Source organism: Thermomonas fusca DSM 15424 (genome assembly GCF_000423885.1).
Lineage (GTDB): Bacteria > Pseudomonadota > Gammaproteobacteria > Xanthomonadales > Xanthomonadaceae > Thermomonas > Thermomonas fusca.
This window is the reverse complement of the sequence record NZ_AUIV01000009.1, coordinates 79,112-95,623: the sequence shown is the minus strand read 5'-3', so window position 1 is coordinate 95,623 and position 16,512 is coordinate 79,112. Positions and strand designations below refer to the sequence as shown.

Annotated in this window: 18 protein-coding genes; 3 read left to right on the top strand and 15 right to left on the bottom strand. The window is 68.4% G+C overall.

All coding sequences use genetic code 11. The features are described 5' to 3' along the window. Positions 1-326 precede the first annotated feature (326 nt). Entirely contained in the window at positions 327-1,253 is a 927-nt protein-coding gene (locus tag G582_RS0105190; RefSeq protein WP_028838921.1) for a phosphate/phosphite/phosphonate ABC transporter substrate-binding protein, read from the bottom strand. Positions 1,254-1,291: 38 nt separating this feature from the next. Next, on the bottom strand, positions 1,292-2,089 hold the full coding sequence (locus G582_RS0105185; protein WP_028838920.1) for an RNA methyltransferase: 798 nt from the start codon (positions 2,087-2,089) through the stop codon (positions 1,292-1,294). Between the two features lie 96 nt (positions 2,090-2,185). Here G582_RS0105185 and G582_RS0105180 point away from each other — a divergent pair, with 96 nt between their 5' ends. After that, positions 2,186-3,007: an inositol monophosphatase family protein gene (locus G582_RS0105180; protein ID WP_028838919.1), complete on the top strand. Its 822-nt coding sequence runs from the start codon at positions 2,186-2,188 to the stop codon at positions 3,005-3,007. A gap of 94 nt (positions 3,008-3,101) precedes the next feature. Here the strand turns inward: G582_RS0105180 and secF are convergent, their stop codons facing one another. From secF to G582_RS0105150, 6 genes are all read right to left on the bottom strand, one after another. Further along, positions 3,102-4,064, bottom strand: coding sequence for a protein translocase subunit SecF (gene secF, locus G582_RS0105175; RefSeq protein ID WP_028838918.1), 963 nt, complete (start codon positions 4,062-4,064; stop codon positions 3,102-3,104). A 12-nt stretch (positions 4,065-4,076) separates the two neighbouring features. Further along, positions 4,077-5,945 (bottom strand): protein translocase subunit SecD, encoded by a 1,869-nt coding sequence (secD, locus tag G582_RS0105170; protein WP_028838917.1) that lies wholly within the window; start codon positions 5,943-5,945, stop codon positions 4,077-4,079. A 55-nt stretch (positions 5,946-6,000) separates the two neighbouring features. After that, on the bottom strand, positions 6,001-6,342 hold the full coding sequence (gene yajC / locus G582_RS0105165) for a preprotein translocase subunit YajC (RefSeq protein WP_028838916.1): 342 nt from the start codon (positions 6,340-6,342) through the stop codon (positions 6,001-6,003). Positions 6,343-6,450: 108 nt separating this feature from the next. Next, on the bottom strand, positions 6,451-7,575 hold the full coding sequence (gene tgt, locus G582_RS0105160) for a tRNA guanosine(34) transglycosylase Tgt (protein ID WP_028838915.1): 1,125 nt from the start codon (positions 7,573-7,575) through the stop codon (positions 6,451-6,453). Further along, positions 7,572-8,642, bottom strand: a complete 1,071-nt coding sequence (queA, locus tag G582_RS0105155) for a tRNA preQ1(34) S-adenosylmethionine ribosyltransferase-isomerase QueA (RefSeq protein WP_028838914.1) — start codon at positions 8,640-8,642, stop codon at positions 7,572-7,574. Before queA ends, tgt begins: the two co-directional genes overlap by 4 nt. 11 nt (positions 8,643-8,653) lie before the next feature. Next, positions 8,654-9,085, bottom strand: a complete 432-nt coding sequence (locus tag G582_RS0105150; protein ID WP_028838913.1) for an Lrp/AsnC family transcriptional regulator — start codon at positions 9,083-9,085, stop codon at positions 8,654-8,656. A gap of 140 nt (positions 9,086-9,225) precedes the next feature. Between G582_RS0105150 and G582_RS0105145 the strand changes: the two genes are divergently transcribed. Together G582_RS0105145 and upp are read left to right on the top strand one after the other, a co-directional pair. After that, a complete protein-coding gene (locus G582_RS0105145; RefSeq protein ID WP_028838912.1) occupies positions 9,226-10,719 on the top strand; it encodes an aminotransferase class III-fold pyridoxal phosphate-dependent enzyme in 1,494 nt (497 codons plus the stop codon). An 89-nt stretch (positions 10,720-10,808) separates the two neighbouring features. Further along, positions 10,809-11,441: a uracil phosphoribosyltransferase gene (upp, locus tag G582_RS0105140; protein ID WP_028838911.1), complete on the top strand. Its 633-nt coding sequence runs from the start codon at positions 10,809-10,811 to the stop codon at positions 11,439-11,441. Between the two features lie 7 nt (positions 11,442-11,448). Here upp and G582_RS0105135 read toward each other — a convergent pair whose 3' ends face one another. From G582_RS0105135 to rsmD, 7 genes are all read right to left on the bottom strand, one after another. Continuing rightward, a complete protein-coding gene (locus tag G582_RS0105135) occupies positions 11,449-11,835 on the bottom strand; it encodes an MAPEG family protein (RefSeq protein ID WP_028838910.1) in 387 nt (128 codons plus the stop codon). Positions 11,836-11,843: 8 nt separating this feature from the next. Further along, complete coding sequence (locus G582_RS0105130; RefSeq protein WP_028838909.1) at positions 11,844-12,734, bottom strand: MBL fold metallo-hydrolase; 891 nt, start codon at positions 12,732-12,734, stop codon at positions 11,844-11,846. Positions 12,735-12,758: 24 nt separating this feature from the next. Continuing rightward, entirely contained in the window at positions 12,759-14,480 is a 1,722-nt protein-coding gene (gene ggt, locus G582_RS0105125; RefSeq protein ID WP_051246760.1) for a gamma-glutamyltransferase, read from the bottom strand. After that, entirely contained in the window at positions 14,477-14,737 is a 261-nt protein-coding gene (locus G582_RS0105120) for a YfhL family 4Fe-4S dicluster ferredoxin (protein WP_028838907.1), read from the bottom strand. Before G582_RS0105120 ends, ggt begins: the two co-directional genes overlap by 4 nt. Positions 14,738-14,827: 90 nt before the next feature. Further along, a complete protein-coding gene (locus G582_RS0105115) occupies positions 14,828-15,316 on the bottom strand; it encodes a hypothetical protein (RefSeq protein ID WP_028838906.1) in 489 nt (162 codons plus the stop codon). A gap of 59 nt (positions 15,317-15,375) precedes the next feature. Then, positions 15,376-15,876, bottom strand: coding sequence for a pantetheine-phosphate adenylyltransferase (coaD, locus tag G582_RS0105110; protein WP_028838905.1), 501 nt, complete (start codon positions 15,874-15,876; stop codon positions 15,376-15,378). 4 nt (positions 15,877-15,880) lie between these two features. Beyond that, positions 15,881-16,495 (bottom strand): 16S rRNA (guanine(966)-N(2))-methyltransferase RsmD, encoded by a 615-nt coding sequence (gene rsmD / locus G582_RS0105105; protein WP_028838904.1) that lies wholly within the window; start codon positions 16,493-16,495, stop codon positions 15,881-15,883. Between the last annotated feature and the right edge of the window lie 17 nt (positions 16,496-16,512).

The window sequence follows — 16,512 nt, the reverse complement described above, 5'->3', positions numbered from 1 at the left end:
CAGGATGCGGCCCTTGGGGTCGTAGACCAGCACGTAATCCACGTCAGGCACTCGCAGCGCGCTGCGGGTGAGGATGCCGATCGCGTCGAGATCGAAGTAGTACAGCGGGTTGGCCAGCGCGTCGGCGAGCTGCCGCACCTGCGCTTCGCCACCGGCCCGCATCTGCTCGGACAGCAGCGAGTGGGTGCTCTGGCGGGCGATGCCCACGATTTCGCGCTGGCTGCTCTGCTGGCGGTTCCACAGCATCACCATCATCAGCACGACGATGCCGAGTACCACCAGGATCCCGACCTGGAAGCGCAACTGCAGGTTCAACCCGGTTCGCTTCACTCGACCTCCGCGCGCACGCGCTGCACGCCGGTTGCCAGCTGCTCCAGCGCGCGGCGTTCGTCATCGTCGATCGGCACGAACCGCACCGTGTCCATGAACCGCCGCAGCGCCTCGACGGCCTCGGGGTCGTTGGCCGCATCCATCAGCACCTCGCGCAACCGGGCCTCCACTCTGGGATCCATGCCGCGACGCGTCAGTATCAGCGCGCGCGGCACGTCCGGGGTGCGCGCGATGACCCGGAAATCCTGGGAAAAGGTCGGCGGCATGCGGGCGGGATTGATCCAGTCCAGGTTGCTGAGCACCCCGGCGTCGACCATCCGCTTGTGCACCCAGGTGGTGATGTTCAGTTCGGTGCGGGCGAACACGTAGCCCACCCGGTCCGCCGCCGGCTTGTCCATCGGCGACAGCAGCAGCTCAAGCGACTGGCCGTTCTCCAGCAGCTGCGCCGCCGGCAGGAAGTAGGCGCTGGTCGACAGCGGGCTCTGGAACGCCACGCTGCGCCCGGCAAGATCCTGCAGTGACTGCACCGGGCTGTCGCGACGGACGAAGAACAGGCTGTGGTAACGGGTGGCGCCCTCGCGCTCGCTGATCAGTAGCGAGCGGGCGACGTCGCGGTATTCCAGCAGGGCGGCGTTGCCGGCGGTCTCGTTGATCCAGTCGACCCGACCGCGGCGCAGGTAACTGGTCATCTGCTGCAGGTCCTTGGCCATCAGGATGCGGCCGCTGCGGATGCCGACCGAGGCCATCCGCGGAATCACATAGTCGAGCAGCGGCTTGAGCTGGTCGTAGTGCGCCTTGGGGTCGTCGCTGACCCTGCCCAGCACCAGCACGCTGGCGTCATCCGCGGAGGGCGTGCCCTGCGCGCGGGCAAACGGCGCCCACGCCAGCAACAGGCACAGCAGCGCTGGCATCAGGCGGCGCATGGATGCGGACAATTCCCCATTTCTTCCCGGCGACGAGGCTAACCGATTTTGCCGTCGCTTGAACGCTCTCCGGCCAAACGCGCCATCCGTTGGGCATCGGCCAGCACGCCGCGCAGCAGGCGGATCTCGGCGCTGTCGAGGTTGGCGCGCAGGTACAGGCGTCGCAACTTGCGCATCGCCGACTCCGGCGCGCGCCCCTTGTGGAAATCGATCTGGTCCAGCGTCTCGGCCAGCTGCCCGAACAGGCCTTCCAGCTCGGCATGCGAGGCGACACCTTCGCCCGGCGGCGGCGTGCGCACGGCCTCCGGGGCGGCGCTGCCGGCCTCCCCCAGCAGCGCGCAGCGCAGCTCGTAGCTGAGTACCTGCACCGCCGCGGCAAGGTTGAGCGAACTGAATGCCGGGTCGGACGGGATGTGCACCGCCGCGTGGCAGAGCTGCAGCTCGTCATTGTCCAGGCCGGTGCGTTCGCGCCCGAACACCAGCGCCACCGGCCCGCTGGCCGCCGCCAGCACCGCCCGCGCGCCGGCATCGCGCGGGTGCAGCGGCTCCAGCTGGATGCGCCGGCTGCGCGCGGTGGCGCCGAGTACCCAGCGGCAGTCGGCCACCGCCTCGGCCAGGGTGGCGAACACCGGCGCGGCCTCCACCAGGTCGTCCGCACCGGCGGCCATGGCCTGGGTATCGCGGTCCGGCGCCTTTTCCGGCGCGACCAGCACCAGCTTGGACAGCCCCATGGTTTTCATCGCCCGCGCCGCGGATCCGATGTTGCCGGGGTGCTGGGTGCCGACGAGGACGATGCGCAGCTGGTCGGCGAGTGCGGTGTTCGATGATGCATTCATGTGCGAATGGTAAACTTTGCAACCCGGCCGCTGCGCCGGGATTCGCTCTTTTCCGTCGTCGCCCCCTCCACCTCACTCGATCGAGGCGCTTTCGCCATGCAAAAACCCGTCGTCAACGTCATGGTCAAGGCAGCCCGAGCGGCCGGTGGCGTGCTCCTGCGCAACATGAACCGGCTCGACGCGATCAACGTGATCGAGAAGGACCGCCTGGACTACGCCAGCGAAGTGGACGAGCAGGCCGAGCAGGCGGTGGTCAAGGAACTGCGCCGCGCCTTCCCGGACGCCGGCTTCCTCGGCGAAGAAGGTGGCGCGCAGGGCCGCAAGGGCGGCACGCTGTTCGTGATCGACCCGCTCGACGGCACCAGCAATTACCTGCACGGCTTCCCGCACTGGTGCGTGTCGATCGCCATGGTCGAGCAGGGCGAAGTGCAGCACGGGGTGATTTTCGACCCGCTGCGCAACGAGCTGTTCACCGCCAGCCGCGGCAGCGGCGCGGTGCTCAACGACCGCCGCATCCGCGTCTCCGAGCGCAAGGACCTGAACGGCGCGATGCTGGGCACCGGCTTCGCCCCGCGCGAGCGCGCGAGCGCGCCGGCCCAGCTGGAATGCGTGCGTGAACTGCTGCGCAGCGCCGAAGACATCCGCCGCACCGGTTCGGCCGCGCTCGACCTCGCCTACGTGGCCTGCGGCCGCAGCGACGGTTACTTCGAGGCCGGCGTGAAGCCGTGGGACATCGCCGCCGGCGTGCTGCTGGTGCGCGAAGCCGGCGGCCGGGTCAGCGATTTCAAGGGCGCAGCAACCGGCCCGATGGACGCGCGCGGCATCCACAGCCGCCAGCTGTTGGCCGGCAACCAGAAGCTCAGCATCGAGCTGCAGAAGGTGATCGTGCAGTCCGGCTACGCCGCCGCGTTCGGCTGATCCCGCCGCCCGTCGCCAACGAAGAGGCCGCGCATCACTGCGCGGCCTCTTCTTTTGTCCTTCGCCCCGCACTAGGCGGGGCAAAAGCAGGCACTTAAGGACGACGCGCCAGCTCGGCGTGGTCCTTCGCCTTCGGCATCAGGTCCTGCTTGCTCACCCGCAGCGGGCCCATGGTCAGCAGCGCGCCGGAGATGAAGATCGACGACAGCGTGCCGATCACGATGCCGATCATCTGCGATTCGGCCATGCCGCGCAGCGAGTCGCCGCCGTAGATGTACAGCGCCAGCGAGGTCAGGAAGGCCACGAACGACACGATCACGGTACGCGAGAGCGTCTGGTTGACCGACTTGTTCAGGATCTCCACCGGGTCTGCGCGCATGCTGCGGAAATTCTCGCGCACGCGGTCGAACACCACGATGGTGTCGTTGATCGAGAAGCCCATCACCGACAGGATGCCGGCCAGCACGTTGAGATCGAATTCATGCCCGCTGATCGCGAACCAGCCGGCGCAAACGATGACGTCATGCATGGTGCCGATGGTGGCGGCGATCGCGAACTTCTTCTCGAACCGCATCGAGATGTAGGCCAGGAAGCCGATGATCACGAACAGCACCGCGTACATGCCGTTCAGGGCCAGGTCCTTGCCGACCTGGGCGCTGATCACCGAGCTGCTGCGCTTGCTGGCGGGGTTGCCGGCCAGCGAGGCCGCCTTGGCCACCGCGTCGCCGATGCTGCTGGCCCGGTCGGCGCCGCCTTCCTGGGTGCCCTCGGCCTGCAGGCGCACCAGCAGATCGTTGCCGCTGCCGAAGTTCTGCACTTGCGCGCCGCCGAAGCCAGCTGCGTCCAGCTGCTTGCGCACCGTGTCGACGTCAGGGGCCTTGTCGTAGCGCAGCTCCACGCCGATGCCACCGGTGAAATCCAGCGCGAAATTGAAGCCGCGCGTGACCATGGCGCCGATCGAGACGACCATCAGCAGGACGGCGATCGATACCGACACCCAGCGCATCCGCATGAAATCGATGCTGCTGTCGTAGGGGAACACATTGAACGGTTTCATTTGCGTGCTCCTTTAGATCGCGACCGACTTCAGCTTGCGCTTGCCGCCGTAGATCAGGGTGGCGATGCCGCGCGAGACCGACACCGCGGTGTAGGCGGAAGTGATGATGCCGAGCATGGTGGTCATGCCGAAGCCCTTCAGCGGGCCGCTGCCGAACGCGAACATGGCAAGGCCGGCGAGGAAGGCGGTGACGTTGGCATCGAGGATGGTGCCGGACGCGCGGTCGTAGCCTTCGGCGATCGCCTTCTGTGGCGGCAATCCCAATCGCAATTCCTCGCGGATGCGTTCGTTGATCAGCACGTTGGCGTCCACCGACATGCCCACCGTCAGCGCGATGCCAGCAAGGCCCGGCAGACTCATGGTGGCGCCGATCACCGACATCAGCGCGAACACCATCATCAGGTTGATCAGCAGCGCAAGGCAGGTGACCAGACCGAACACCCGGTAGTAGAACAGGAAGAACACCAGCGCGAACACGAACGAGGAGCCCACTGCCAGCAGGCCGCGCTCGATGTTTTCCCGGCCCAGGCTGGGGCCGATGGTGCGCTCGTCGACGAAGTCCATCGGCGCCGCCAGCGCACCTGCGCGCAGCAGCAGCGCCAGGTCGGAGGCTTCCTTCATGCTTTCCAGGCCGGTGGTCTGGAACTCCTTGCCCAGCGTGCCCTGGATGGTGGCGACCGAGATGACCTGCTCGCTGGTGCGGGTGGTATGCACCTCCTTGCCGTCGATGATCTTCACCTCGGGGATGCGCTCGATGTAGACCACCGCCATCGGCTTGCCGACGTGGGCGCTGGAGTAGTCGAACATCCGCTGGCCGCCGACCGCGTTCAGGCGCACCCGCACCGCCGGCGTGCCGCTTTGTGAATCGAAGAACGAGGAGGCGCTCTGCAGCTGCTCGCCCGAGGTGATCACGCGCTTGTTGAGCAGCACCGGCAGCGGCTTGCCGTCGGGGCCGATTTCCTTGCGCGAATAGACGCGGGCTTCCGGCGGCACGTTGCCGGTGTCGCGGGCTTCGACCGCGTTGCCCTCGACCACGCCGCGGTATTCCAGGGTCGCGGTGGCACCGAGGATGCGCTTGGCCTGCGCGGTGTCCTGCACGCCGGGCAGCTGCACCGCCACGCGGTCGGCGCCCTGGCGCTGGATGATCGGTTCGGCCACGCCCAGTTCGTTGATGCGGTTGCTGAGGGTGCCGATGTTCTGCTGCACTGCGTCGGTCAGGATCTTGTCCAGCTCGGCCTCGGGGATGCGCACGCTCAGCGTCTCGCCTTCGGCGTCGAGCTGGTAGGTCGGCATGTCGCGGCCGATCAGCTGGCGCGCCTTCGCCACGTCCTGGCCGGCGCCGAGCTTGGCGACCACGGTGCCGCCGGCGGTGGGCTCCACCGAGATGTAGCGGATGCGGTTGTCGCGCAGCAGGCTGCGGATGTCCTCGGCGGTAGCTTCGAAGCGCTTGGTCAGCGCCGCCTGCCGGTCCACCTGCATCAGGAAGTAGACGCCGCCGCGCAGGTCCAGGCCCAGGAACATCGGCTTGGCGCCCAGCGCCTGCATCCACGCCGGCACGGTGGAGGCCTGGTTCAGCGCCACCACGTAGCTGCTACCCAGTTCGCCGCGGACGATATCGGCCACCCGGGTCTGCACGTCATCGCTGGCGGTGCGCACCAGCAGGTTGCCGTCCTTGTCGATCTCGCTGCCGATCACCGGGACCGATGCCTGCTTCAGCATGGCATCGACGCGCTGCTTCAGCGCTTCGTCGATCTTCGCGCCGCGGTTGGCGGTGATCTGCACGGCGGGATCCTGCGGGAACGCGTTCGGCACCGCGTACAACACGCTGAGCGCCAACGTCAGCAGGATCAACAGGTATTTCAGGCGGGAATATTCAAGCATCGCGGCACCCCGCGCACGCCCCCGGGGGCGCACGCCTCTTGCGGCTGGGAATGGATCAGGCGGACTTCAACGTGCCCTTGGGCAGAACGCTGGCGATGGCGCCCTTCTGCACGCGCAGCTGCACGCCGCTGGCCACTTCGACGGTGATGAAGGCATCGCTCATCGCCACCACGGTGCCGGCAATGCCGCCGCTGGTGATGACTTCGTCGCCCTTGGACAGCTTGTCCAGCATCGCCTTGTGCTCCTTCTGGCGCTTCATCTGCGGGCGGATCATCAGGAAATACATGATCGCGATCAGGATGACCGGGAACAGCAGGGTGGACATCATGCTGGGGGCGGCGGCGGGAGCGGCGGCCTGGGCATTGGCAACGGGAATCAGGAAATCGAGCGGGTTCATCGGGAATCCGTGGTCAGCGAAAACAGAAGGTCTGGCCGAGGCCAGCCGGGGATTATGCCACGCCCGGGCCGCCCCCCCCCTCTGCCACAGGGGGGGTCGGGGGAGCCATCAGCCGCGCATGGCGTAGAAAGACTCGCGGAACTCCGTGAAAGTTCCCGCCGCGATGGCATCCCGCATCTGGGCCATCAGTCGCTGGTAGTAGCGCAGGTTGTGCAGTGTGCCCAGCATCGGCGCCAGCATTTCGTTGCAGCGGTCGAGGTGGCGCAGGTAGCTGCGGCTGAAGCCGCCGGCGCAGGCCACGCAGTCGCAACCCTCTTCGATCGGCCGCAGGTCGTGCTCGTACTGGCTGTTGCGCACGCGCACCACGCCGGTGGAGGTGAAGAAATGGCCGTTGCGGGCGTTGCGGGTCGGCATCACGCAGTCGAACATGTCGATGCCGCGCGCCACCGCTTCCACCAGGTCCTCCGGTCGGCCCACGCCCATCAAGTAGCGCGGGCGGTCCTGCGGCAGCTGCGGGCAGGTGTGGTCGAGCATGGCGTTGCGCTCGTCCTCGCTCTCGCCCACCGCCAGCCCGCCCACGGCATAGCCGTCGAAGCCGATCTGCTGCAGGCCTTGCGCCGACAGCGTGCGCAGGTCGTGGTGCACGCCGCCCTGGACGATGCCGAACAGCGCCGCATCGTTGCCTTCGTGCGCCTTCTTCGAGCGTTCGGCCCAGCGCAGCGACAGCTCCATCGACTTCTCGACCACCCGCCGGTGCACCGGCTCGCCGTCCTTGCCGTTCACCGGCGGACACTCGTCGAATATCATCACGATGTCGCTGCCCAGCACCTTCTGGATGTGCATGGACTCTTCCGGGCCGAGGAAGACCTTGCGGCCGTCGATGGGCGCGGCGAAGGTCACGCCGGCCTCGGTGATCTTGCGGCGGTGCGCCAGCGAGAACACCTGGAAGCCACCGGAGTCGGTCAGGATCGGCCCGTCCCAGCGGGCGAAGCCATGCAGCCCGCCGTGCGCTTCGATCACTTCGAGACCGGGCCGCAGGAACAGGTGGAAGGTGTTGCCGAGGATGATCTGCGCGCCCAGGTCGCGCACCTGCTGCGGCAGCACGCCCTTGACCGAACCGTAGGTACCCACGGGCATGAATGCCGGCGTTTCGATGACCCCGCGCGGGAAGGTGATGCGGCCGCGGCGGGCGGCGCCATCGGTTTGCAGAAGCTGGAAATTCATGCGGCTCATGCGGAAACCTCCTGCGGCCACAGCAGCATCGCATCCCCATAGCTGAAGAAGCGGTAGCGCTGGCGCACCGCGTGTTCGTAGGCGGCGAACATCCGCTGCTTGCCGGCGAACGCCGACACCAGCATCAGCAGGGTCGATTCGGGCAGGTGGAAATTGGTCATCAGCGCGTCGATGCTGCGGATCTTGTAGCCGGGGAAGATGAAGATGCTGGTATCGCCGGCGAACGGCAAAAGTTCGCCATCGACCATCGCGCTCTCCAGCGCGCGCACCACGGTGGTGCCCACGGCAATCACCCGTCCGCCGGCGGCGCGCGCGCGCCGCACCTTGGCGACAAGTTCCGCGCCGACGTTGATCCACTCGCTGTGCATGCGGTGCTTGTGCACATCGTCCACCCGCACCGGCTGGAAGGTGCCGGCGCCAACGTGCAGGGTCACGTGGCCGAACTCGACGCCGCGTGCGCGCAGTGCGTCCAGCAATGCCTCGTCGAAATGCAGCCCGGCGGTGGGCGCAGCCACGGCGCCGGTTTCGCGCGCGAACACGGTCTGGTAGCGCTCGGCGTCGGCCGCGTCCGGGCGGCGTTCGATGTAGGGCGGCAGCGGCAGCTGGCCGGCGTGCTGCAGCCACTCCTCCACTGCGCCGGCCAGGTGGAAGCGCAGCTGCCAGAAACCGTCGTCAAGGCGCGCCAGCACCTCCGCCTCGCCGCCCGCATCCAGCGCGAGCCGGCTCCCGATCTGCGGCGGCTTGCTCACGCCCAGCTGCACGCGCGCCTCGTTGTTCGGCAGCAAGCGCTCGATCAGGATCTCCACCCGCCCGCCGGTGGCCTTGGCACCGAACAGCCGCGCCGGGATCACCCGGGTGTCGTTGAACACCAGCAGGTCGCCAGGCTGCAGCAGCGACGGCAGGTCGCGCACCTGCAGGTCGGCGAAGGCGGCATCGCCCGCCGGCACGTGCAGCAGGCGGCTGGCCGAACGCTCCGGCAGCGGCGCCTGTGCGATCAGTTCCGGCGGCAGGTCGTAGTGGAAATCGGAGGTTTTCAAAGGCGCGGGCGCGGCGAGGGAACCGCGCATTGTAAGCCGCGTCAGCGTTCGAACTTGGTCGACAGGATGATCGAGGTATTGGTGCGCTCCACCCCGTCGATGACGCCGATGCGGTCGGTCAGCACGTCCATCTCACCCACCGTGGCGGTGACCGCCAAAGCGATCAGGTCGTTGTCACCGCTGATCGAATACAGCACCCGCACCTCGTGCATGGCCTGCAGGGCCTTGACCACCGCAGTCATCTGCTTGGGCCGCAGGGTGATGAGGATGTGCGCGCGGATGCGGCTGCGCTCCAGTTCGTCGTCCACCCGCACGGTATAGCCGCGGATCACGCCCTGCTGTTCCAGCCGCGCGATGCGGTTCTGCACGGTGGTGCGCGACAGCCCCAGCCGGCGGGCGATGTCGGCGGTGGCGGCGCGGGCGTCCTCTCGGAGCAGGGACAGCAGCTGTTCGTCGGCAGGGGAAATTCGCATATCGCCGAATGATAACGTCGTTCCGCCCATTTTGCTCGGCGGACAAGGCGAATTCACCCTACCGAATGACGCCAATCCCGCCATAATGTGGGTTTCGCCAGCCGCGGTCCCGCGGCCCGGCCCTGGACGGGAGACCCTATATGAGCCTGATCGACACCCTCGCCCCGCTGCGTGCCCACGGCAAGGTCCGCACCGTCGGCCTGGACGACGCCGTCATCCTCGATTTCGCCGCGCGCGACCCGCAGCTGGGCGAAGCCATCGCCGCCGCGGCCGCCGAATACGCGCGAATCGGCGAGGAGTTCCCGGAGTTGCTGGCGCTGGACGAAAACGCCCAGGCCGCGCAGGTGCAGGCCGATTTCATCAACTTCTACGCCGCCGATGCCACCAACCCCTACGTGGCGCTGGCCGCGCGTGGCCCATGGATCGTCACTCTCAAGGGCGCGGTGCTGTACGACACCGGCGGCTACGGCATGCTGGGCCTGGGCCACGCGCCGCAGGCGGTGCTGGAGGCGATGGCCAAGCCGCAGGCGATGGCCAACATCATGACCCCCAGCGTCTCCCAGCTCCGCTTCACCCGCGCGATGCGCGCGGAAATCGGCCAGACCCGCGGCGGCTGCCCCTACACCGCTTTCATGTGCCTGAACTCCGGCTCCGAGTCGGTGTCGCTGGCCTCGCGCATCGTCGATGCCAACGCCAAGACCCAGACCGACGCCGGTGCCCGCCATGCCGGCAAGACGATCAAGCGGCTGGTGGTGAAGGGTGCCTTCCACGGCCGCACCGAGCGCCCGGCGCTGTATTCCGACTCCAGCCGCAAGACCTATCTGCAGCACCTGGCCAGCTTCCGCGGCGAGGACTCCGTGTTGACGGTGGCGCCGTACGACAAGGACGCGCTGCGCAGGATCTTCGCCGAGGCCGATGCCAACGGCTGGTTCATCGAGGCGATGTTCCTCGAGCCAGTCATGGGCGAAGGCGACCCCGGCCGCAGCGTGCCGGTCGACTTCTACAACCTGGCCCGCGAACTGACCCGCGCCCACGGCAGCCTGCTGCTGGTCGACTCGATCCAGGCCGGCCTGCGCGCCACCGGTTACCTGTCGATCGTGGACTACCCCGGCTTCGAGCAGGCCGAGGCGCCGGACATGGAAACCTATTCCAAGGCGCTCAACGCCGGCCAGTACCCGCTGTCGGTGCTGGCGGTCAGCGAGGCCGCGGCCGACATCTACAAGCGCGGCCTGTACGGCAACACCATGACCGCCAACCCGCGCGCCCTGGACGTGGCCTGCACCGTGCTGGCTTCGCTGACTCCGGAACTGCGCGCCAACATCCAGCAGCGCGGCCGCGACGCCGTGGCCCTGCTGGAAGCGCTGCAGGCGGAACTGGGCGGCCCGATCACCAAGGTGCAGGGCACCGGCCTGCTGTTCTCCTGCGAACTGACCAAGCAGTTCAAGGGCTACGGCGCCGGTTCCACCGAGGAATGGATGCGCGAGCACGGCATCGGCGTGATCCACGGCGGCGAGAACTCGCTGCGCTTCACCCCGCAGTTCGCGGTCACCAGGGAAGAACTGCAGCTGGTGGTCAACGTGGTCAAGCGCGCGCTGCTGGAAGGCCCGCGGGTGTCCCAGGCCGCGGCGGCCTGAACCGGCGCACTTGCGACGATGCAATGCAGCGGGGCGGCCATTGGCCGCCCCGTTTGTTTTTGCGTGCGCTATCCGGCTAGGCTTGCGCCATGAAGACCATCACCGTCGACCATCCGCTGGTCAAACACAAGCTTGGCAAGCTGCGCGACATCGCCACCGACCCGGTGCACTTCCGCCAGCTGGCCGGCGAGATCGCAGGCTTGCTGGCATTCGAAGCCACCCGCGACCTGCCCACCGAACCGATGACGGTGCAGACGTGGGCCGGCCCGCTGCAGGTCGAGCACGTGCGCGGCGAAGACCTCACCCTGGTGCCGATCCTGCGCGCCGGCCTTGGTTTCCTGCCCGGCGTGCAGGCGCTGCTGCCGGCGGCCCCGGTCAGCGTGATCGGGCTGCGCCGCAATGAGACCACGCATCGCCCCGAGGGCTATTACCAGCGCCTGGCCGACCGCATGGACCAGCGCACCGCGCTGCTGATCGACCCGATGCTGGCCACCGGCGGCAGCGCCGCGGCGGCCGTCACCATGCTCAAGCAGGCGGGCTGCCCGCGGATCAAGTGCATCTTCCTGGTCGCCGCGCCGGAAGGGCTGGCGGTGCTGGCAGCGGAGCACCCGGACATCGAGGTGTTCGTTGCCGCCATCGACGAACGGCTGGACGAGAACGCCTATATCCGTCCCGGCCTGGGCGATGCCGGCGACCGTCTGTTCGGGACGCCGGTGGACTGAGCGCGGCTCAGCGCAGCGCCAGCCAGAGCCCGGCCAGCGCCATCAGCAGGAACACCAGCCAGGTCAGCGCGGTGCCCCAGAAGCGCCCGATCGAATAACCACCGCCGCGCGACAACCCCAGCGCGTGCAGCACCCGACCCAGCAACAGCGCGCCGCCGAACCCCCAGGTGGCCGCGGCCGGCAGCCCGCACAGCTCCAGCAGCGCCAGCACCAGAAGCGCGAACGGTGCGTGCTCGACGAAATTGCCGTGCACCCGGATCCGGCGCGCCAGCAGCTTGTCGCCGCCATCACCCAAGCCGATCTTGTGAGCGTGACGATGCCGCGAGATCGGCACCAGCAGGGCCAGCATCAGCAGCACGTGCAGGGCGGCGAACAGCAGGGTGATCTTCGGCATCGCGGTGCTCAGGCGGCCAAGGTGCGGGCGTGCAGTTCGGGATGCTCATGCGCGGTGCCGAAGCGCCCCTTGTCGTCGCGCACCACCTGCGCCAGTGCGCAGCCGGGATCATGGGTGAAGAACAGGTGCACGTTGCGCGCGAGCTTGTCCTCCAGGAACGCGCGCTTCTCGTCGATCAGCAGCTCGGCGTTGCGGTCGTAGCCCATGGTGATCGGCACGTGCACCCACGGCCGGCCGGGGATCAGGTCGGCGCAGAAGACCACGCCGCCGTGCGGCTGCCCCTCCACCGTTTCGGCGCCGACGATCTCCGCCAGCATCAGCCCCGGCGTATGGCCGTCGCTGTGGTGGAAGCGCACGGCCTCGCCCAGCGCTTGCGAATGGTCGCCGTCGACCAGTTCCAGCCGGCCACTGGCCTGCAGCAGCGCCGGCATTTCAGGGATGAAGCTGGCGCGATCGCGCGGATGCGGATGCAGCGCGCGCTGCCAGTGCGCAGCGCCGACCACGAAGGTGGCGTTGGGAAACAGCAGCTCCGGCGCGCGGCCTTCCGCCCACGGCGCCAGCAGGCCGCCGACGTGGTCGAAGTGCAGGTGCGACAGCACCACCACGTCGATGTCCTCGTGGCTGAAGCCGGCCTGGCCCAGCGAATCCAGCAGCACGTGGCGGTCTTCGACCACGCCGTAGCGCTCGCGCAGCGCCGGCGCGAAGAAGGCGCCGATGCCGGTTTCGAACAGCACGGTCTTGCCGGCAAGCGGGCTGGCCAGCAGCGCGCGGCAGGCAAGGTCGATGCGGTTGTGCGCATCCACCGCCATCCAGCGCTCCCACAGCGCGCGCGGCGCGTTGCCGAACATCGCGCCACCGTCGAGCTTCTGCGAATTGCCCAGGATCGACCAGAGTTTCATGGCGGGAACGTACCCCTCGCTGCGTTACGGCTGCGGCAGCACGGCTGCCTTGCCTTCCGGGTAGCGCGGGTCGCTGCCGCCGCGCAGGAGGTTGCCGTCGCGCACCCACTCCACCGTCTGCAGGTTGCCCCAGACATGGCTGGAACCGCGCCCGCCTTCGGCTTCCGCCGGCGGCAGGTCAAGCGTGTGGCCCATCGCCCGCAATGCAGCCGCCGCTTCCGTGGAAATCGCCCCCGGCTCGGCGCCGATCACGTCCGGCAGCCACTGGTGGTGGTAGCGCGGCAGCGCGGCGACCTGCCGCGCATCCAGTCCGGCGTCGTAGCCGAGGATGCCCAGCAGGACCATGGTGATGATGCGGCTGCCGCCCGGCGTGCCCAGTACCACCACCTTGTCCTTCGATTCCATGAAGGTCGGGGTCATCGAGCTGAGCATGCGCTTGCCGGGCTTGGGCGCGTTGGCCTCGTAACCCATCACCCCGAACGCGTTGGGGGTGCCGGGCTTGAGCGCGAAGTCGTCCATCTCGTTGTTGAGCAGGACGCCGGTACCCGGAGGGACCAGTCCGGAGCCGAACAGCAGGTTCACCGTCTGGGTGGCGGCAACCCGGTTGCCCTCGGCGTCGATGATCGAGAAATGGGTGGTTTCCTCGTCTTCCAGCGGCGTGGGCTGGCCCGACAGCAGGTTGCTGGGGGTGGCCTTGGCGGGATTGATGGTGGCGCGCAGCCCGGCGGCGTAGTCGGCGCTGGTCAGCAGCCGTTGCGGCACCTGCACGAAGTCGGGATCGCCGAGGTAGAACGTGCGGTCGCGGAAGGCGCGGCGCATCGATTCCACCACCAGGTGCACGCGTTCGGCCTCCGGCATCGCCTTGAGGTCGTAGGGCTCGAGGATCTGCAGCATCTGCGCCAGCGCGATGCCGCCCGAGGACACCGGCGGCGCGGTGACGATGTCCCAGTCGTGGTAGCGGAAGCGGATCGGCTCACGCTCTTTCACCCGGTAGCCGGCCAGCTCGTCCAGCCGCCACTGCCCGCCCTGCGCGTTGACGCCGGCCACCAGCTTCCTGGCGGTGGTGCCGCGGTAGAAACCATCGAAACCCTGCGTTGCCAACCGCTGCAGGGTGGCGGCCAGGTCGGGCTGGCGCAGCAGGTCGCCTTCGGCGATCGGCTTGCCGTTCGGCGAGAACACCGCGCGGGTGCCGGGGTAGCGATCCATCACCTTGCGCTTGGTCGCGTAGCCGCGCGCCATCCGCGCGTACACGGGGAAGCCGTCGCGGGCGATCCGGATGGCCGGGGCCAGCGACTGCGACAGCGGCAGGCGGCCGTATTTTTCCGCCACGTGCACCAGCATCGCCGGCAGACCGGGGATGCCGGCCGCCCACGGGCCGTTCTGGGCGCGGTCGGGATCGAGATTGCCGTCCTTGTCGAGGAAGCGCTCGGGCGTGGCCGAAGCCGGCGAGGTTTCGCGCGCGTCCACGAATACGTCACGCCCGCTCCGGGCGTCATGCAGCAGCCACAGGCCGCCGCCGCCCAGCCCGGAGCTGATCGGCTCGACCACAGACAATGCCGCCGATACCGCTACCGCGGCGTCGAAGGCGTTGCCACCCTTGCCGATCACCTCGATGCCGGCGTCGGTGGCCAGCGTGTGTGCGGACGCGATCGCGGCGCCGGGCGGATGCGCGGCCGGATCGACGGGAGCAGCGGTTGCCGCCAGTGGCAGCAGCAGGGCGAACAGCAGCGACGCGATACGCTTCATTCGGTGACTCCTTGGGCACGCAGCCGGAACAGCTTGGCCAGCAATTGTTCCTCCGATTCCGGATGTTCCGGATCGGGATCGATGCATTCCACCGGACAGACCGCCACGCACTGCGGCTCGTCGAAATGGCCAACGCACTCGGTGCACAGGCCGGGATCGATCACGTAGATCTCCGGCCCCATCGAGATCGCCTTGTTCGGGCAGACCGGTTCGCAGACGTCGCAGTTGACGCAAAGCTCGTTGATTTTCAGCGACATCGCCTGGGGACCGCCGTTTCCTTGCGGAGGGCCCGCCGCCGCGCAGGCGGCGGGCACGGGCGCACGGCCGTGAAGCCGGCGCCGGAACCGTTACTTCGCTTCTTCGAAGATGTAGTTGACGCCGGCCGGCTCGACCGCTGCCTTGACCCGCTCGCCCAGGATCGGGGTGCCGATGAAGACCACCTTGACGCCCTTCATGGTGCCCGGCGCGACCTGCTTGAACGCGGTCTCGATCATCTCGACTTCCTTCTCCGGCACCGGCGATGCGAACACCAGCATGTTGCCTTCGGTGATGCCACGGCCCAGGTCCGTTTCCAGCTTCTCCAGCTGGCGCTCGTACTTGCCGCCGAAATCCTCGGTGTCGTTCTTGGGCAGGAAGTACACGAACGGGCTGTTGGTGATGCCGCCCATGTGCGGGATCAGCTTGTACTGCAGGTAGGGCACCCAGTCCTTCTGCTCGCCGCTGGTCGGCAGCGGGACGGCGGCAACGGCCTCGGTCTTGGGGGGTTCTTCCTTCTTGCAGGCGGTGAACGGCAGTGCGAGGCAGGCGACGACGAGCAGGCGGGACAACATGTTCATGGACTTTCCCCGGGGCATGGCAGTGGCGATGGATACAACGTTGGCATGCGGATCGCGGATCATTTCGACCCGCCCCGCCATTGCGCTTCGAGCGCCGCCACGACCGCGGCGGGCACGAAGCCGGACACATCGCCGCCAAGGCGCGAAATCTCGCGCACCAGCGACGACGAAATGAAACCGTATTGCTCGGCCGGGGTCAGGAACAGCGTCTCGACCTCGGGGATCAGGTGGCGGTTCATGCTTGCCATCTGGAATTCGTATTCGAAATCGGACACCGCGCGCAGGCCGCGCAGCAGCACGCCGGCACCGCATCCGCCGACGAAATGCGCCAGCAGCGAGTCGAAACCGCGCACCTCCACGTTGGGATGATGGCCCAGCGCCTCGCGCGCCAGCGCGACGCGCAGATCCAGCGGCAGCGCCGGCCCCTTGCTGGGGCTTGCAGCCACGCCGACGACGAGCTTCTCGAACAGCGGCGCCGCCCGGTTCACCAGGTCCAGATGGCCGTTGGTGATCGGGTCGAAGGTGCCGGGATAGACCGCGATGCGGGCCGCCGCGCTCATGTCGTCAAGGTTTCGCCGCATTCTGGATGCCCGGAAGTGTAACCCGCCGGTAAAGCGCGTAGCGCACATCGCGGGTGCCGCTTTCGCGATGCAGTGCCCATTCCGCGGGCAGATCCGGCGCGTATTCGGCCGGACTTTCGAGATAAATCCATGCCTCCGCCGCCAGCCGCGCCGGCAGCAGCTCCAGCACCGCCGGCCACAGCCCGGCCGCGAACGGCGGGTCGACGAAGGCGATGTCCCACGGTTCTCCGGAGTCGTCGCGCAGGAAAGCCAGCGCATCGCCGCGCCGCAGCGCCACCCTGCCCTGCGCATCCAGCCGCGCCGCCGCACCCGCCAACGCCTGAGCCAGCGCGCCGTCGGCTTCCACCAGCTGCACATGGGCCGCGCCGCGCGAGGCGGCTTCCAGCCCCAGCGCACCGCTGCCGGCGAACAGGTCCAGCACGCGCGCACCCGGCAGCACCGGCTGCAGCCAGTTGAACAGGGTTTCGCGGACGCGGTCGGAGGTCGGCCGCAGACCGGGCCGGTCTGGCACAGGCAGACGCGTGCCGCGCCACTGGCCGGCAATGATGCGGACGCTGCCGACGCCGCCTGCGGGCGGCTTGCCGCGGCGCGCGCTCATCGGGGCTGGCAGGGGGC